The organism is Streptomyces sp. NPDC001315 (genome assembly GCF_042896175.1).
GTDB lineage: Bacteria > Actinomycetota > Actinomycetes > Streptomycetales > Streptomycetaceae > Streptomyces.
This window is the reverse complement of record NZ_JBIAWZ010000007.1, coordinates 83,181-99,672: the sequence shown is the minus strand read 5'-3', so window position 1 is coordinate 99,672 and position 16,492 is coordinate 83,181. Positions and strand designations below refer to the sequence as shown.

Annotated in this window: 11 protein-coding genes; 10 read left to right on the top strand and 1 reads right to left on the bottom strand. The window is 71.3% G+C overall.

All coding sequences use genetic code 11. The features are described 5' to 3' along the window. The first annotated feature begins 149 nt into the window (after positions 1–149). The 4 genes from ACFY16_RS21225 (at position 150) to ACFY16_RS21210 (ending at position 6,884) form a co-directional block, all read left to right on the top strand. Positions 150–1,685 carry a DUF4331 domain-containing protein gene (locus ACFY16_RS21225; protein ID WP_390648695.1) on the top strand — a complete coding sequence of 512 codons (1,536 nt, stop codon included), beginning with the start codon at positions 150–152 and terminating at the stop codon, positions 1,683–1,685. Positions 1,686–1,779: 94 nt separating this feature from the next. Next, complete coding sequence (locus ACFY16_RS21220) at positions 1,780–3,570, top strand: tetratricopeptide repeat protein (RefSeq protein ID WP_390648694.1); 1,791 nt, start codon at positions 1,780–1,782, stop codon at positions 3,568–3,570. Next, the gene (locus ACFY16_RS21215; RefSeq protein ID WP_390648693.1) at positions 3,567–5,231 is read left to right on the top strand and encodes a nickel transporter; all 1,665 of its coding nucleotides are present in this window, start codon (positions 3,567–3,569) and stop codon (positions 5,229–5,231) included. Before ACFY16_RS21220 ends, ACFY16_RS21215 begins: the two co-directional genes overlap by 4 nt. Positions 5,232–5,258: 27 nt before the next feature. Then, positions 5,259–6,884, top strand: coding sequence for a serine/threonine-protein kinase (locus tag ACFY16_RS21210; protein ID WP_390648954.1), 1,626 nt, complete (start codon positions 5,259–5,261; stop codon positions 6,882–6,884). A gap of 4 nt (positions 6,885–6,888) precedes the next feature. On the opposite strand, the gene ACFY16_RS21205 is transcribed toward ACFY16_RS21210, so the two are convergent. Next, positions 6,889–7,683, bottom strand: coding sequence for an SGNH/GDSL hydrolase family protein (locus ACFY16_RS21205; RefSeq protein ID WP_390648692.1), 795 nt, complete (start codon positions 7,681–7,683; stop codon positions 6,889–6,891). Positions 7,684–7,999: 316 nt separating this feature from the next. Here ACFY16_RS21205 and ACFY16_RS21200 point away from each other — a divergent pair, with 316 nt between their 5' ends. The 6 genes from ACFY16_RS21200 to ACFY16_RS21175 all read left to right on the top strand — a co-directional run bounded on the left by ACFY16_RS21200 (position 8,000) and on the right by ACFY16_RS21175 (position 16,465). After that, entirely contained in the window at positions 8,000–8,434 is a 435-nt protein-coding gene (locus ACFY16_RS21200) for a hypothetical protein (protein WP_390648691.1), read from the top strand. Position 8,435: 1 nt separating this feature from the next. Continuing rightward, entirely contained in the window at positions 8,436–9,530 is a 1,095-nt protein-coding gene (locus ACFY16_RS21195; RefSeq protein ID WP_390648690.1) for a GNAT family N-acetyltransferase, read from the top strand. 391 nt (positions 9,531–9,921) lie between these two features. After that, positions 9,922–10,743, top strand: coding sequence for a glycosyltransferase family 2 protein (locus tag ACFY16_RS21190; protein ID WP_351144150.1), 822 nt, complete (start codon positions 9,922–9,924; stop codon positions 10,741–10,743). Further along, positions 10,740–11,789, top strand: coding sequence for a glycosyltransferase family 2 protein (locus tag ACFY16_RS21185; protein WP_390648689.1), 1,050 nt, complete (start codon positions 10,740–10,742; stop codon positions 11,787–11,789). Before ACFY16_RS21190 ends, ACFY16_RS21185 begins: the two co-directional genes overlap by 4 nt. Continuing rightward, positions 11,782–12,582: a polysaccharide deacetylase family protein gene (locus ACFY16_RS21180; protein ID WP_390648688.1), complete on the top strand. Its 801-nt coding sequence runs from the start codon at positions 11,782–11,784 to the stop codon at positions 12,580–12,582. Before ACFY16_RS21185 ends, ACFY16_RS21180 begins: the two co-directional genes overlap by 8 nt. Beyond that, on the top strand, positions 12,575–16,465 hold the full coding sequence (locus ACFY16_RS21175) for a polysaccharide biosynthesis C-terminal domain-containing protein (RefSeq protein ID WP_390648687.1): 3,891 nt from the start codon (positions 12,575–12,577) through the stop codon (positions 16,463–16,465). The genes ACFY16_RS21180 and ACFY16_RS21175 overlap by 8 nt, the downstream gene beginning before the upstream one ends. The last annotated feature ends 27 nt before the right edge of the window (positions 16,466–16,492 follow it).

Here is a 16,492-nt window from a genome sequence, read left to right as displayed (position 1 = left end):
AACGCACCTCCGGACGGTGTTACGGATCAGCGTGCCCAAAACGCGGGTGGCGGCAGGGAGGAAAAGAAATTTCCCGATCGACCAATCCGATCGTGCTCTCCGCTCCGTATACCCGTCCGTCAGGCAAGTTGACACTGAGGACGGACGGCATGACACCTATCTCCAGGAGCGGTACGGGACGCCGGAGCGTTGCGGCCCTCATATGTGGTGCGCTGGCCGCCGGGGGGCTCACAGCCGCCGGTGTGGCCATGCTGGAACCCGGGGCGGCCTCCGCCTCCAGCCACCGGGAGGCCCCGCTGATCTCGGGGACGCCGCAGTACGACAACACGGACGTGTACGCCTTCGTGAGCCCGGACAAGCCGGACACGACGACGATCATCGCGAACTGGATCCCCTTCGAGGAGCCGGCCGGCGGACCGAACTTCTACACGTTCGCGGACGACGCCCAGTACGACATCCACATCGACAACAACGGTGACGCGCAGGGCGAGCTGCTGTTCCGCTACACCTTCAAGACGCACACCAAGAACAAGGACACGTTCCTCTACAACACGGGCGCGGTCGAGAGCCTCGACGACCCCGATCTCAACATCACGCAGACGTACGACATCGATCTGATCCGGCTGAAGAACCAGCACCAGGTGTCGAAGACGAAGATCGCGGACGACGTTCCGGTCGCGCCGTCGAACGTCGGCAAGGCGTCGATGCCGGACTACGGCAAGCTGCGCGACCAGGCGGTCCACAAGCTCTCCAGCGGCGCGCAGACGTTCGCGGGCCAGGCGGACGACCCGTTCTTCCTGGACCTGCGCGTCTTCGACCTCCTCTACGGCGGGAACCTCTCCGAGGTCGGCCGGGACACGCTCAAGGGCTACAACGTCAACTCGATCGCGCTCCAGATCCCGAACGACATGATCACGGAGTCGAAGCACCAGCCGATCGTCGGTATCTGGTCGACGACCCAGCGCAAGAACGCGAGCGGCTACTACACGCAGGTCTCGCGGCTGGGCAACCCGCTCGTCAACGAGGTCGTCAACCCCCAGAAGGACAAGGACAAGTTCAACGCGTCCTCGCCCTGGGAGGACGCGCAGTTCCTGAAGAACGTCACCCATCCCGAGCTGCCGAAGCTCATCGAGGCGATCTACAAGATCAAGGCGCCCGCCGAGCCGCGCAACGACCTGGTCGACGTCTTCCTGAAGGGTGTGAAGGGCCTCAACCAGCCGCCGTACGTGAAGCCGGCCGAGGAACTGCGCCTGAACACCTCGATCGAGCCGAGCGCGCACCCCAAGCGGCTGGGTGTGCTGGACGGCGACAACGCCGGCTTCCCGAACGGCCGCCGGCTCACCGATGACGTGATCGACGCCTCCCTCCAGGTCGTCGAGGGCGAACTGGTCGGTTCCAAGAACGACCTGGGCGACGCGGTCGACGCCAACGACAAGAAGTTCGGGCACTCCTTCCCGTACCTGGCCAACCCGACCTCGGGTTCGCGCGGCGCGCTCGCGAAGGGCACGAGCAGCGGCACGGACGTCCGCAGCCAGCTCGGCGACGCGCTGAAGCCGGCCGGCTCCTCGAGCAGCGGCCCCGACACCACCCTGATCGCCGCCTCCGCGGCCTCGGGCGCGGCCGGTGTCCTGCTGATCGGCACGGGTCTGGCCTGGTGGCGTCGCCGCATGCAGCGGCCGTACTGACCGCACCGCACCCCCACCGACCGGCGTGGCCCGCACGTACTCATCCCCCACGGTGCGGGCCACGCCACCCCACGCGACGACCTGAGGAGAGGGCATGTCCCCGCGTACGAACGACAGCGCACCGCAGAGGGAGACCACCGCCTCGCCCTCCGCCTCACCGGAGCCGGATCACACCGGGACCGGGGCGCACGCCGGGGGCGACGACGTCCGCACCAGCACGGCTGAAGCCGAGGCCCCGGAGACCGCCACCGCCACCGACGTCTCCCCGACCGGCGCCGGGACCGACCCCTGCGAGGCGAGCGCCCCCGAAACGGCCAGCACCGCGACGGGCACTGCCCCCGAGGTGGGCGCCGTCCGAGCCGGGGGCTCTCCGAAGGAAGCGGCCCAGGACTCCCGGGCCGGGACCCGGGACGCCGACGCCGCGACGGCCCCCGAAGGGGACGACACCGGGGCCGGCCCGACCCGAGCCGGGGGCTCCCCGAAGAACACCGCCCAGGACGCCCCCTGCGACCCTCGCGTCACCGCCGTGCGGCGCGTCGCCGCTGCCGGGCGACGCCTGCGGGTCGGGCAACTCGCCGGGTGCGCTGCCCTGCTGGCTGTGGCGCTCACCGCTGGGGCCGTCGCGGTCGGGGCCGTACGGGACGGGCGAGAAGTGGCCGTTACGGCCGCGCCCGCCGCCGTGTCGCCGGCATTGCTGGGCGGTGGGGACCTGGATGCGACCATCGCCGCGCTGCAGACGCATCTGAGGGGCCAGCCACGGGACTTCGGCGGCTGGGCGACGCTCGGACTCGCGTACGTCGAGCAGGCGCGCACCAAGGGCGACCCCTCGCGCTACCCGCAGGCCGAGCAGGCGCTGAAGCGCTCGCTCGACCTGGCGCCCGACAACGACCCCGCCCTCGCCGGCCGCGCCGCCCTCGCCGCCGCCCGGCACGACTTCAAGGACGCCCTGAAGTACGCCGACCAGGCCCTGAAACAGAACCCCTACAGCGAACGCGCCCTGTGTTCCCGCATCGACGCCCTCGTCGAACTCGGCCGGTACGACGACGCGCAGAAGGCCGCCGACACCGCCGACACCCGGCACCCCGGCGTCCCCGTCTTCACCCGGTACGCGTACGTACGGGAACTGCGCGGCGACGTGACCACGGCCCGCCGGGTCCTGGAACGGGCCCTGGCGACCGCGACCTCCCCCGGCGACGTGGCGTACGTCTCCACTCAGCTCGGCCAACTCGACTGGAACCAGGGCGAGTACAAGTCGGCACTCGACCACTTCGCCCGTGCGCTCGGCGCCGACGAGAACTACCTCCCCGCCCTCGAGGGCCGCGCCCGCGCCCAGGCCGCGAACGGCGACCGGGCCGGCGCGATCGAGGGAATGGAGAACGTCGTCTCCCGGTACCCGCTGCCCGGTCCCCTCGTCGAACTCGGCGAGCTGTACGAGGCCCGCGGCGCCGACGGCGACAAAGCCGGGGCCGACGCCCAATACGCCCTGGTCGACGCCTGGACCGCCCTCGCCCGCGCCAACGGCGTCGACGCCGACCTCGACACCGCGCTCGCCGCCGCCGACCACGGCGACACGAAGGCCGCCCTGCGCGCGGCGCGCGCCGAGTGGGCCCGCCGCCACACCGTGCACACCGCGGACGCCCTCGCCTGGGCCCTGCACGTCAACGGTCAGGACGAGGAAGCCCTCCCCTACGCCCGCGAGGCCACCGCCACCGGCTACCGCAACGCCTCCTTCCTCTACCACCGCGGTGTCATCGAGCGGGCCACCGGCCACGAGAAGGACGCCCGCAACCGACTGACCGCCGCCCTGAAGCTGAACCCCGGCTTCTCGCCCCTGGGCGCCCGTGAGGCCCGTATCGCACTGAACTCCCTGGAGGCGGCCCAGTGAAGCCCCGTCGTCCGCTCGTCTCCGGCGCCGCCGTCCTCACGGCCGCCTGCGCGCTCGCGCTCGTCCCCGCCGGGGCCGCGAGCGCCCATCCCCTCGGCAACTTCACCGTCAACCGCTACGACGGTCTCGTCGCCGCCCCCGGCCTGCTCCGCGTCGACCATGTCGAGGACCTCGCCGAGATCCCGGCCACCCAGGCCAAGCCGGACCTCGAACGGCTGGGCACGGCCGAGTGGGCCCGGCAGCGGTGTGAGAAGGCCGCCGAGGGCAGCCGGGTCACCGTCGACGGGCGTGCCACCGCCCTCACCGTCGGCACCAGTCACGCCCGGCTCCGGCCCGGGCAGGCGGGGCTCGACACCCTCCGCGTCGAGTGCCGCCTGACCGCACGACTGCCCGAGGGCGACTCCGTCACCCTCGGCTTCCACAGCGCGGGCGCCTCCACCGGCCCCGGCTGGCGGGAGATCACCGCACGCGGCGACCGGACGACGCTCACCGCGACGGACGTGCCGAAGGACTCGGTCTCGCACGAACTGACCACTTATCCCAAGGAGTTGCTCTCCTCTCCGGCCGACACCGCCACCGCCTCCCTGAAGCTGCGGCCGGGCGGCCCGGCCCTTGCCGAGGAAGGAGACCGGGGCGCCCCCGCCGCCTCCGTCCTCCCCCGTGGCGCCGACCGCTGGACCCAGGCCCTGGACAACCTGGTCGCCCGCCACGACCTCACCCTCGGCTTCGCCGCGCTGGCGCTGCTCATCGCAATCGCCCTGGGCGCGATGCACGCACTCGCCCCCGGTCATGGCAAGACCATCATGGCCGCCACAGCGGCGGCCCGCGGCGGCCGGGCCCGCCTCAAGGACGTCCTGCCCCTGGCCGCGTCGGTGACCGTCACCCACACCCTGGGCGTGGTGGCCCTGGGCCTCCTGGTCACGGCCGGTTCGGCCGCGGCGCCCTCGGTGATCGCCTGGCTGGGCGTGGCGAGCGGCGCGCTGGTGCTGCTGGCGGGCGCGAGTCTCGTACGACGGGCATGGCGGAACCGAAAGCACGCACACGGGCACGGGAACGCACACGAGCATGGGCATGGGCACACGTATGAAAGCGAGGAGGCCCGGGAACGCCCGCTCGCCCTTGCCGGCGCCCGCGCCGAATCCACACGCGCACTTTCAGAAGCCCATCCGCATCCGCACCCCCACCCCCACGAACACCACCACCATCACGACCACGGGCACGAACACGGGCACGGGCACGGGCACGGGCACGGGCACGGGCACGAACACGGCCACGAACACACCCACAACGGCTTCACCCACACCCACCCCACCGCCCCCACCCTCCGCGGCACGATCCTCCTCGGCTTCGCCGGTGGGCTCGTGCCCAGTCCCTCCGCCGTCGTCGTGCTCGTGGGTGCCGCCGCGCTGGGCCAGGCCTGGTTCGGGCTGCTGCTCGTCGTCGCGTACGGCGCCGGGCTCGCCCTCACGCTCACCGTGGCCGGGTTCGCCGTCGTCCGGCTGGGCACGCGAATGACCCGGGTGCTGGACAACCGCCCTCGCTGGACCGCCCACCCGGTCGTCACCGCCGTACGCCGGACCATGCCCCTGTGGTCGGCTCTGGTCGTCGTGGCCCTCGGGGCCGGACTGGTGCTCAAGGGGGCGGCATCCGTTCTCGGCTGAGCTACTTTTGTGAAGGTATTCGCCTGGATGCGGATGGGGGCGCTGGTGTCCGAAGAACCGGGCAGTGAACGTCTGATCGCGGGCCGCTACCGTCTGCTGTCCCCGCTCGGCGAGGGCGGCATGGGGACCGTGTGGCGGGCCCGTGACGAAGTGCTGCACCGCGAGGTCGCCGTCAAGGAGGTGCGCGCTCCGGCGGGCCTGGCGGGGCCCGACGTGGAGCGGATGTACGCCCGGCTGGAGCGCGAGGCGTGGGCCGCCGCCCGGGTCGCCAACCGCAACGTGGTGACGGTGTACGACGTGGCCACGCAGGACGGCCGCCCCTGGATCGTCATGGAACTGGTCCGCGGCGTCTCGCTCGCCGAACTCCTGGACGCCGAGGGCCCGCTCACCCCGCAGCGCGCCGCGCACATCGGCGCCGAGGTGCTGGCCGCACTGCGCGCCGCGCACGAGGCGGGGGTGCTGCACCGGGACGTGAAACCGGCCAACGTCCTGCTGTCGAACGACGGCCGGGTGGTGCTCACCGACTTCGGTATCGCCATGGTCGAGGGCAGCTCCGCGCTGACCATGACCGGCGAGGTCATCGGCTCGCCCGAATTCCTCGCCCCGGAGCGAGCACTGGGGCGCACACCGGGTCCAGAGTCGGACCTGTGGTCGCTCGGCGTGCTGCTGTACGCGGCGGTCGAGGGCAACTCCCCCTTCCGCCAGGACACTCCGCTGAGCACCCTGCGCGCGATCGTCGACGAGGAGCTCCCGCCGCCGTACCGGGCAGGGCCCCTCGCCCCCGTCATCGAGGGGCTGCTGCGCAAGGACCCGGCCGAGCGGCTGCCCGCCGCACGGGCCGAGCAGGACCTGCGGCTCATCGGCGCGGGCGGCAACCCGCGCGCGGACACCGTACGGACGGTGCCCTATCCGCCGACGGCCGCCACCCGCCCCCAGGAGTCCCGCCAGGAACCGCCGCCGTGGCCCGGCCCCGCGGCCGCGACACAACCCGCCCCCGCCGCGACGACCACCGCGACCCGGCCGGACGGCAACCGTCGCGCCGCCGTCGTGCTGATCGCGGGCCTGGCAGCCCTCGCACTGGCCATTGCCGGACTGACGTACGCACTGCTGAATCGCGACGACGGCAACGGGAACAACAACGGCGGTCCCGGTGCCACCACTCAGAGCGGTGGCGGGATTTCACCCACCGTGAGTGAGCAGAGCCCCTCGGACGACCAGCCGCCGCCCTCGACGCCCCACAGCAGCAGTCCTACGACCGCCACCCCGCCGCAGACCGTCGACGTCGTCCTCGCGGGCACGAACACGCAGTACACGGGCAGCTGTCCGCCGTCGAACGCCGACGCGCCCGCGTTCACGGCGACGATCACGGTGGGCCGGTTGCCGGCTGAGGTCGACTACCGCTGGGTGTCGAAGAACGGCCAGGTCTCGGACCCGGGCTGGAAGACGCTGTCGTTCCCTGCGGGCGGCGGGCGGTCCCAGCAGGACAAGGTGATCGTGACGACGTACTCGGAGAGCGGCACGTTCACGAACGAGATCAGCGTGGAAGTGCGCGACCCGGTGCACAAGACGTCCAACGCGGTGCCGTTCTCGGTGACGTGCGTGAAGGAGACCCCGACGGACGAGGCCTCCCCCTCACCTTCTGCCACTCCGTAGGGGCTCAGGCCGCGTTCGTCAGCACCGGCAGGTAGCCGCTCGACTGCCCGGTCGCGGTCGGGTGGTAGGAGATGCCGATGTCCAGCCAGTTGAGGCTGTGCAGCCAGGAGCTGCCGGAGCAGATCTCATGGCCGGTGAACGTGGAGCGGACGTCGCCGAACGTGAAGCCGTGGGCGGCGACGCGTTGGGCGACCGCGGTGTTGAGCAAGTCGGCCGCGCCGTTGATCGCGGCGCGCTTGGTGTCGGAGAGACCGACGCACGTGGTGCTGAGCTCGTAGAAGCGGGGGTAGCCGATCACGACCACGTGGGCGTTCGGGGCTTTGGCGCTGATCGCGTTGTAGACGGCGTCGAGTTTGCCGGGCAGCGTCGAGCCGACGTAGGCCTTGGCGGTGTTGACGCGGTCGATGCAGCCGCTGTCGGACGAGGTCACACAGGTCGTCATGACGTCGGCGAATCCGGCGTCGTTGCCGCCGATGGTGATCGAGACCAGGCCGGTGGAGGAGCTCAGCCCGCCGAGTTGGTTTGCCAGGACTTCATCCGTTCGGGCGCCCGAGCAGGCGGCGAAGGTGAACGACGAGGGTGAGTGGGCGGCGTTCCAGAGGTAGGGGTACGCGTTCGTGCTGCGGTCGCAGTCGCCGCTGGAGCTGATGTAACTGCCGGCGCCGACTCCCGAGGAGTAGGAGTCGCCCAGGGCCACATAGCCGGTGGCCGCCGCCTGCGCCGTGCCGGCCCCGACGAGGGCGATGCCGCAGGCGAGAAGGAGTGAGCTAACGAATGCCGCAATTCGGAAACGTCTCACGGAGCCTCCCTTTAGCAGGATCTCTGCCACAACTGTCGTATCAACTACGCGCGTTGATAGGAAGTGTCCATGCCAAGATTTTTCGGTCTCAACCACCACTCGCGCCTCAGGCGCACCAGCAGTTCACTGCGTGCCCATGTCAGCCCTACTGACGCTCCGTCAACTTCCGCTGAAAGGCGACCCCCACCGCCTCCGGGGACCAGTAACCCGATCCCGGACGAGAAGCGCGGTGAACCACTTCCGCATCTTGACGGCCCCCTTCGCGCTGCGCGACATTGAAGCCCGGCATCCGGCGCTTCGGGGGGCAAAGTCGCCAATGCAGACCATACGCATCAAGACACCGTCAACGACGTCGGCGGAGGGCACCGAGCGCGCGGGGCCAGGACCGGGGAGGGACCTGTCGCCGCTGCTCGCGGGCGCCGCCACGGCCGTCGGGACGATCGGTGCGCTGCTCGCGCTCACCGACTCGGACTCACCCCTGCGCGGCCCGTTCGTACTGTTCTTCCTGCTCGCCGCCCCGGCGACCGCCATCTCCGCCGCGCTGCGCGGGCTGGATCCTTTCGGTCGCGCCCTCGCCTCGGTTGCGGGCGCGGTCGTTCTCAACATGCTGGTGGCCCAGGGCATGCTGGCCGTGCACCGCTGGTCGGTACCCGGCGGGATCACGGCGGTGACCGTGATCAGTGCCCTCGCTCTCCTGCTGGTTCTGGTGCGGCGGCTGCGCGGCCGTACGGCGAGAAGACAGGGCTCCTGACGTGGACATCAGCGTGTACCGCCCCGGCGAGCTGAGCGCCGCCGACCGGGCGGCGTGGACGGCGATGCAGTCCAAGGCGCATCTGCACGGCGCGCCCGGTCTCGCGAACCCGTTCCTGTCCCCCGAGTTCACGCTCGCGATGGGCCGGGTCAGACGCGGCGTACGGATCGCGGTCGTCCGGGAGGACGGCGAGCCGGCCGCGTACTTCCCGTTCCACAGATCCACCGCCGGCGTCGGCAGAGCCGTCGGCCTCGGTGTCTCCGACGCACAGGGCCTGGTGCACCGGCCCGGGTTCGTCTGGGACGCCCGCGAACTGATGCGGGCCTGCGGGCTCGCCGTATGGGAGTTCGACCACCTGGTGGAAGGCCAGGAGCCGTTCGAGGCGGGAGCCTCCGGCACCTTCCCGTCCCCGGTCATGGACGTCGACCAGGGCTACGAGACCTATCTGGGCCAACTGCGCGCCCAGTCGCCGAAGTTCACCCGGACCACGCTCGCCAAGGAGCGCAAGCTCGGCCGGGACGCCGGCGGCGTGCGGTACGTCCACGACGAGCGCGACCCGGCCGCCCTGGCCACCCTGATGGCGTGGAAGTCCGCGCAGTACCGGCGGACCGGGCGCAGCGACCGCTTCGCGCACGAGTGGATCACCCGCCTCGTGCACCAGCTGTTCCACACCCGCTCCGAGCCGTTCGCCGGGATCCTGTCGGTGCTCTACGCGGACGACAAGCCGATCGCCGCGCACTTCGGGCTGCGCACCGAACGCGTACTGGCCTGCTGGTTCCCGGCGTACGACCCGGCGTTCTCGAAGTACTCCCCAGGCCTCATCCTGCATCTGCGCATGGCCGAGGCGGCCGCCGCCGACGGCATCGCGTACCTCGATCTCGGCCGGGGCCAGAAGGAATACAAGGACTCCCTGAAGACACGCGAACTCACCGTGTCCGAAGGGTGGGTGACACGACGTCACCCTGTGGCGGTCGGACACCGGGCACGGCGTGCCCCGGTCCGGGCGCTGCGCAATGTGGTGCTGTCCCGTCCGGAGCTGTTCGAGCCGGCGGACAGGCTGCTCAAGCGGATGGGGCATTTCCGCTCCAACCGGTGAGCAACACTGTGCAAAGTTGTGTAACGGCCAAACCAACAAAAACGTGAGGCCTCGTTCCAGGTCTTGCCATATGGGTTCAATCATCAATACCGTCGTACATCTCACCCGCATCGGTCCGTCGGCACACGGCTTCAGGGGAGGGACCAAGAGCCGCGGCGTATCGGGGCGGAGCGCGGTAGGGGGGTGCCGTACTCGGTGAGCGCACTTGTCGCCGGGTCGTGCCGCGCGACCGGCCGCCGTTCTTGGGCGGGCCGGCAGCTTTGCCAGCTCATCCGCGTGCACGGAGAGCCATTTCGCCGTGCCGTGGGTGAGAAACCCCCCTTTCGAACCGGACACAAAACCGGGCCGCCCCCAGGGGCGGGCGGTCCACCGGACGAGAGGGACCAGACCCATGAGCTCAGTTCTGCGCCCGCCCACGTCGGGCCAGGATCCGCTGACGGCCGGCAGCTACCGGCCGATCTCCTCTCACCTGGCGATAACGCCACCGGTGAGCGTGGTCATACCGGCCATGAACGAGGCGGAGAACCTTCCGTACGTCTTCAAGACCCTTCCGGACTGGATACACGAAGTGGTCCTGGTCGACGGCAACTCCACCGACGACACCGTTGAGGTCGCCCGCGGGCTGTGGCCCGGCGTCAGGGTCGTCGAGCAGCACGGCAAGGGCAAGGGGGATGCCCTGATCACCGGGTTCGAGGCGTGCACCGGCGACATCATCGTGATGGTCGACGCGGACGGCTCGGCCGACGGCAACGAGATCGTCTCGTACGTCTCCGCCCTGGTCTCGGGCGCGGACTTCGCCAAGGGCTCCCGCTTCGCCAACGGCGGCGGCACCGACGACATGACCTTCATCCGCAAACTCGGCAACTGGGCGCTGTGCACGGTCGTCAACCGCAAGTTCGGCGCCCGCTACACCGACCTCTGCTACGGATACAACGCGTTCTGGCGGCACTGCCTCGACAAGATCGACCTGGACTGCACGGGCTTCGAGGTCGAGACCCTGATGAACATCCGGGTGGTCAAGGCCGGTCTGAAGGTGCAGGAGATACCGAGCTACGAGTACCTCCGCATCCACGGCGCGAGCAATCTGCGGGCCGTGCGGGACGGGTTCCGGGTGCTGAAGGTGATCCTCAAGGAGCGCTCGAACCGGCGGGAGCTGCGCCGGCAGGCCCACCACTCGCCGATGCTCGACTCGGTCCGGGGAGAGGTGTCTTGAGCGGTCCCGACATCTCCGTCGTGATCTGCGTCTACACGGAGGACCGCTGGGAGGACATCCTCGCGGCGGTCGCCTCCGTGCGCACGCAGTCCCGTCCGGCCCTGGAGACGCTGCTGGTCGTCGACCACAACCCGGCGCTCCTGGACCGCCTGACGAAGGAGTACAAGGAAACCGGGGAGGTCCGGGTTCTCGCCAACGCGGGTCCCCGCGGGCTGTCCGCCGGACGCAACACCGGCATCGCCGCCTCCCGCGGCGAGGTGATCGCCTTCCTGGACGACGACGCCGTCGCCGAGCGGGACTGGCTGCGCCGCTTCGCCGAGGGGTACGCCGACCCGCGCGTGCTGGCGGTCGGCGGCCGTACGGTGCCGATCTGGGCGTCGGGGCGCCGGCCCGCCTGGTTCCCCGAGGAGTTCGACTGGGTGGTGGGCTGTACGTACCGGGGCCTGCCCCCGGGCCGGGTCCAGGTGCGCAACGTCCTCGGCGGAAACGCTTCTTTCCGGCGTACGGCGTTCGACGCGGCGGGCGGCTTCGCCACCGGCATCGGGCGTGACGGCGACCGGCGCCCGCTGGGCTGCGAGGAGACGGAGCTGTGCATCCGTCTCACCCGGGCCAGACCCGACGCGGTCCTGCTGATCGACGATCGAGCGGTGATCCATCATCGGGTGCCCGAGGCGCGCGAGCACTTCGGGTACTTCCGCACGCGCGCCTACGCCGAGGGCCTGTCCAAGGCCCTGGTGGCCCGGAGTGTCGGCGCCGGCAAGGGCCTGGAGTCCGAGCGGCGGTACACGACCCGGGTCCTGCCGGCCGGGGTGGCCCGCGGCCTGCGGGACGCGCTGCTCGCCCGGCCGGGCGGCGCGGGCCGCGCCGGCGCGATCGTCGCCGGGGTGCTCACGGCGGCCGGCGGGTACGTGGTGGGCCGCGCCCGGACGCGCAGGGGCGGGACCACCTTCTCGGTGGTGCGGATCGAGGGGCAAGCAGCCGAAGGGCCGGCAGCCAAGGGTCAAGCAGTCGGGGGCGAAAGAGCCGAGGGGGAAGCACATGACTGAGCCACGCGTGCCCATCCTCATGTACCACGCGGTCGCGGCCGATCCGAACGACGCCACCCGGGCCCTGTCGGTCGCCCCCGAAGCGTTCGCCGAACAGATGGCGCTCGTCGGCGAGCTGGGCCTCACCCCGGTCACCACGGCCGACCTGGCCACCCGCTGGCGGTCCGGCCGGCCGCTGCCCGGCCGCCCGGTCCTGATCACCTTCGACGACGGCTACGAGGGCGTGCACCGGCATGCCCTGCCCGTCCTCGCCAAACACGGCTTCGCGGCCACGCTGTTCGTGTCCACCGGCTGGATCCGGGGCGCGTACGACACCGGCGGCGGTCTGGACACCATGCTCGACTGGGACCAGGTGCGCGACCTCGCGGGCGCGGACGTCGAGATCGGTGGCCACAGCCACAGCCACCCGCAGCTCGACCAGCTCGACGACGACTCCCTGCGGGGCGAGCTGGCCCGCTGCCGGGACATCGTCGCCGACGAACTGGGCGCCCTGCCGGTGTCGTTCGCCTACCCCTACGGCTACTCCAGTCGCCGGGTGCGCGACGAAGTCCGCTCGCACGGCTTCGCCCAGGCGCTCGCCGTCGGCAACGGTCTCGCCCGCCGCCGCCAGGGGCCGTACGCCCTGCAACGCGTCACGGTGCGCCGCAGCACCGGCATCGAGGAGTTCGAGCGTCTCGTCGAGGGCCGCACGATCGCCCGTACCTTCGCCAGGGACCGTGCCCTCACCAAGGGGTACGCGATGGTCCGCAGAGCCCGCCAGATCCGCCGGAAGGCCAGCCGTTCCCGTGTCTGACACGACGACCACCACAGCCCAGGAAGCGTCGACCGCGACCGAGGCGCCCGAGCGGGCGGCGCGCCGGCTGCGCCTGCCCGGTCTGGGCAGGTCCCCAGGCGGCGGCAACCAGCTGTTCCGCAACGCCTACGCCCTGATGCTCAACACGGGCATCTCCGCGGTGCTCGGCCTCGGTTTCTGGCTGGCCGCCGCCCGCTACTACTCCGAGTCGGCGGTCGGCCAGGGTTCCGCCGCGATCGCCGCGATGAAGCTCCTCGCGGGCCTGACCGCGGTGACCCTCACGGGCGCGCTGGCCCGCTTCATACCGGTCGCCGGGCGCGCCACGGCCCGCTTCATCTTCCGTACGTACGCGGGCAGTTCGGCGGTCGTGGCGGTGGCCGCGGGCGTCTTCCTGCTGACCCTGGACGCGTGGGGGCCGTCGTATCGCTTCCTGCACGGACCGCTCAACGGCCTCGGCTTCATCGCGGCGATCGTCGCCTGGAACCTGCTCACGCTCCAGGACGGTGTGCTGACGGGGCTGCGCAGCGCACTGTGGGTGCCGGTCGGCAACACCGTGTTCTCGGCCGTCAAGCTGGGGCTGCTCGTCGCGTTCGCGGTGGCGATCCCCACGACCGGGGTCTTCGTGTCCTGGGTCGCCGCGATCGCGACCTCCGTGGTGCCGCTGGGCTGGCTGGTGTTCCGCCGGCTGGTGCCCCGGCACGTGAAGGCGACCGAGGGCCACGCGAAACCGCCGACCCTGAAGGAGATCGGACGGTTCCTCGCCGGCGACTACACCGGCTCGCTGTTCTCGCTCGCCGTGGTCTACCTCGTCCCGGTGATCATCGCCTCGCAGGTCAGCTCCGAGGACAACGCGTACTTCTACATCACCACGACGATCGGCGGCACGGTCAACCTGCTCGCCATCAACATGGGCGCGTCGCTGACCGTCGAGGGCTCGCACGACCCGGCCCTGCTGGCCGCCAACACCCGGGCCGCGCTGAAGCGGATGGCCCGGATCATGCTGCCGGTCACCGGTGTGCTGTTCGTCGGCGCGCCCTGGATCCTGGGCGTCTTCGGCGCGGGCTACGCGGACGCGGCCACCCCGCTGCTGCGCTGGTTCGCCGTCGGCGCGGTGCTGCGGGTCGTCATGGAGACGTACTTCGCGGTGCTGCGCGCCCAGAGCCGCACCGGCCCACTCGCCTGGCTGCAGGGCCTGCTGTGCGTCCTGGTGCTCGGTCTGACGCTGCTGCTCCTGCCCCGCATGGGCCTGACCGGCGCGGGCGTGGCCGAGATCTCCAGCCTCGCGGTGATCGTGACGCTCGCCGCGCCCAGGCTGTACCGCACGGTCAGGGCCGCGCCGGCCGCGGTTCCCGAGACCGCCGCCCCGGACGGGGACCTCGCCGACCTGGGGGCGCGCGAGGTCCCCGCGCCGGGCGCGTTCCGCAGGCCCGCCTGGGCGCTGGACTCCGACACCCTCGCCCTCGGCATCCACGTCGACTTCGACCACCAGGAGCGCCGGCCCGACGTCCGCCCGGGCCCGGGCACCCCGCCCGCCGGCACACCCGCGGTCGGCACCGACCGGCCGACCCGGGCGCTGGAGCGGCAGCCGGGGTCGGAGGCGTCGCCCGGCCCGGCCGCGGCCTCGCTCCGGAAGGAGACGGAGATCGACGCCCCGTTCGGGGCGGACTTCGAAGCGGGCTTCGACGAACTGGACCGTGAACTCGACGAGGCCTCGGAGGCGGACCGGTCGGTCGTACGGCAGGCGCAGGCATCACTCGTACGACGGGATCTTCCGGTACGGCAGGATCCGCCCGTACGGGAAGATCCCCCCGTGCCCGAGGATCCGTCCGTACGTGAACCCGACGCGCCGCGCTCCTGGCGCGAGCGCCTGCTGCCGACCCGCATCGGTCTGGTCCTCGGCTGTCTGCTGGCCGCCGCGCTGCTGCTCTACTGGGTGCCCGCGCTGCGCCTCGGCGAGACCGACCTCGACGAGATGGGCGGGCTCGGGCTGATCTCGGTCCTGCCGCTGCCGACACTGATCGGCGCCGCGCTGCTGATCGGGGTCTTCGCCGCGCTGCTGTGGCTGGGCCGCGAGCACAAGGGGCTGCTGCTGGTCACGCTGCTCGCGACGGTCGTCTCGCTGCACGCGTTGCCCACAGTGATCGAGACCGAGCCGCGGTTCGCGACCGCCTGGCAACACCTGGGCTTCCTCGACTACATCGACCGGACCGGTTCGGCCGTGCCCGACCTGGACGCGCGCTGGAGCTGGCCGGGCTTCTTCGCGGCGGCCACGTTCGTACTGAAGGCGTGCGGGGTCACCGACTACACCGAGCTGATCCGCTGGTGGCCGCTGGCCATCCAACTCCTCTACCTGGCACCGATGTTCCTGCTGGTGCGCTCGATGCGGGCGAGCTGGCGCGCCAAGTGGACCGGCATCTGGATCTTCGTGCTCAGCGGCTGGGTCGGCCAGGACTACTTCTCCCCGCAGGGCTTCACCTACCTCCTCTACCTGGCCTTCGTGGCGATCCTGCTCGTCTGGTTCCGCGCCCCGCGCGTGCTCTGGACGAAGCGGCGGCCCGGCGAGGCGGAGGTCGAGCCGGCCAACCGTCGCCAACAGGCGGTCCTGCTCGGCGTGCTGATCGGCCTGTTCGCGGCGAGCGTCCCGGCCCACCAGCTCACCCCGTTCGTGATGCTGGGCGTACTGGCGGTCCTGGTCCTGCTCGGCCGCTCCGAACTGCGCGGCCTGCCCCTGCTGTTCGCCGTGATCGTGGCGGTGTGGGTGGGCTTCATGGCCGAGCCGTACTGGTCCGGGCACTTCGACGAGCTGTTCGGCGGGGTCGGCGGCGTCGGCAGCAATGTCTCGACCTCCGTCTCCGGCCGTATCCAGGGCGGTAGTTCCACCCACAAACTCGTGCTCTACACGCGCGTGCTGCTGGCCGGCGGAGTGATGGCGTTCGCCTGCTGGGGCTGGTGGCGGCGGCGTTACCACAAGTACCGCGAGCGGTCGCTGATCGTCCTCACGTTCGTCCCGTTCCTGGGCTTCGGCATGCAGTCCTACGGCGGCGAGATGGCGCTGCGCGTCTTCATGTTCGCTCTGCCGGGCGCCGCCCTGCTCGCCGGACTCGCGCTGTTCCCGCGTACCGGGATCACCGCCGAGGAACGCGACAAGGACCGGATGAGCCTCGCCCCGATGGCCGCGCTCCTGGCGGGCCTGATCCTCATGGGCGGCTTCCTGGTGGCCCGTTGGGGCAACGAGCCGTTCGAGCGGATCCGGCCCGGCGAGGTCACCGCCATGGACTACGTCTACGCCCACGACGACCCGACCGTGCGCCTGCTGTGGCTGAGCAATGACACCGTGAACAACGTGACGCCCGCGATGCCGTGGGGCGCGAAGGACATGGAGAAGGTGCAGTACGTGCCGACGCTGGCGCCCAGCGACCCGGTGCTGGTGTCGGGCCTGGTCAAGGCGCTGAAGGACGCGGGCCCCCACTCGTACCTGATGGTCAACCGCAGCCAGGTCGTCTACCTCCAGCTGGACGTGGGCTACTCGGCGACCTGGGAGCCGCGGCTGCTGGAGAACCTGGACCAGCGGCAGGAGCTGAAGAAGGTCCTCGTCAACGACGACGTGACCATGTACGCGCTGCGCAAACAGCCGGCGGGCAAGGTGCCCAAGGCCGAGCCCGGTCCGATCGGCCCGCAGATCACCTGGACGCCCTGGTCGGTCGTCGGGGCGCTGGCGGCCGTCGCGCTGATCATGCTGCTGGCCGCGCGCGAGGTGGTCCGGGTCGCGATGCGGCCGAGCGTGCGGCGGCTGCGGTGGCTGCAGAGCAGCTTCTGGTTCGCGCTACCGCTGCTGGCGGTACTGTTCGCGGCGCTGGTGCAGCGGTTCCTGACCATGAAGTGAGGCGCGTGCGGGTGAGGTGGCTCACCG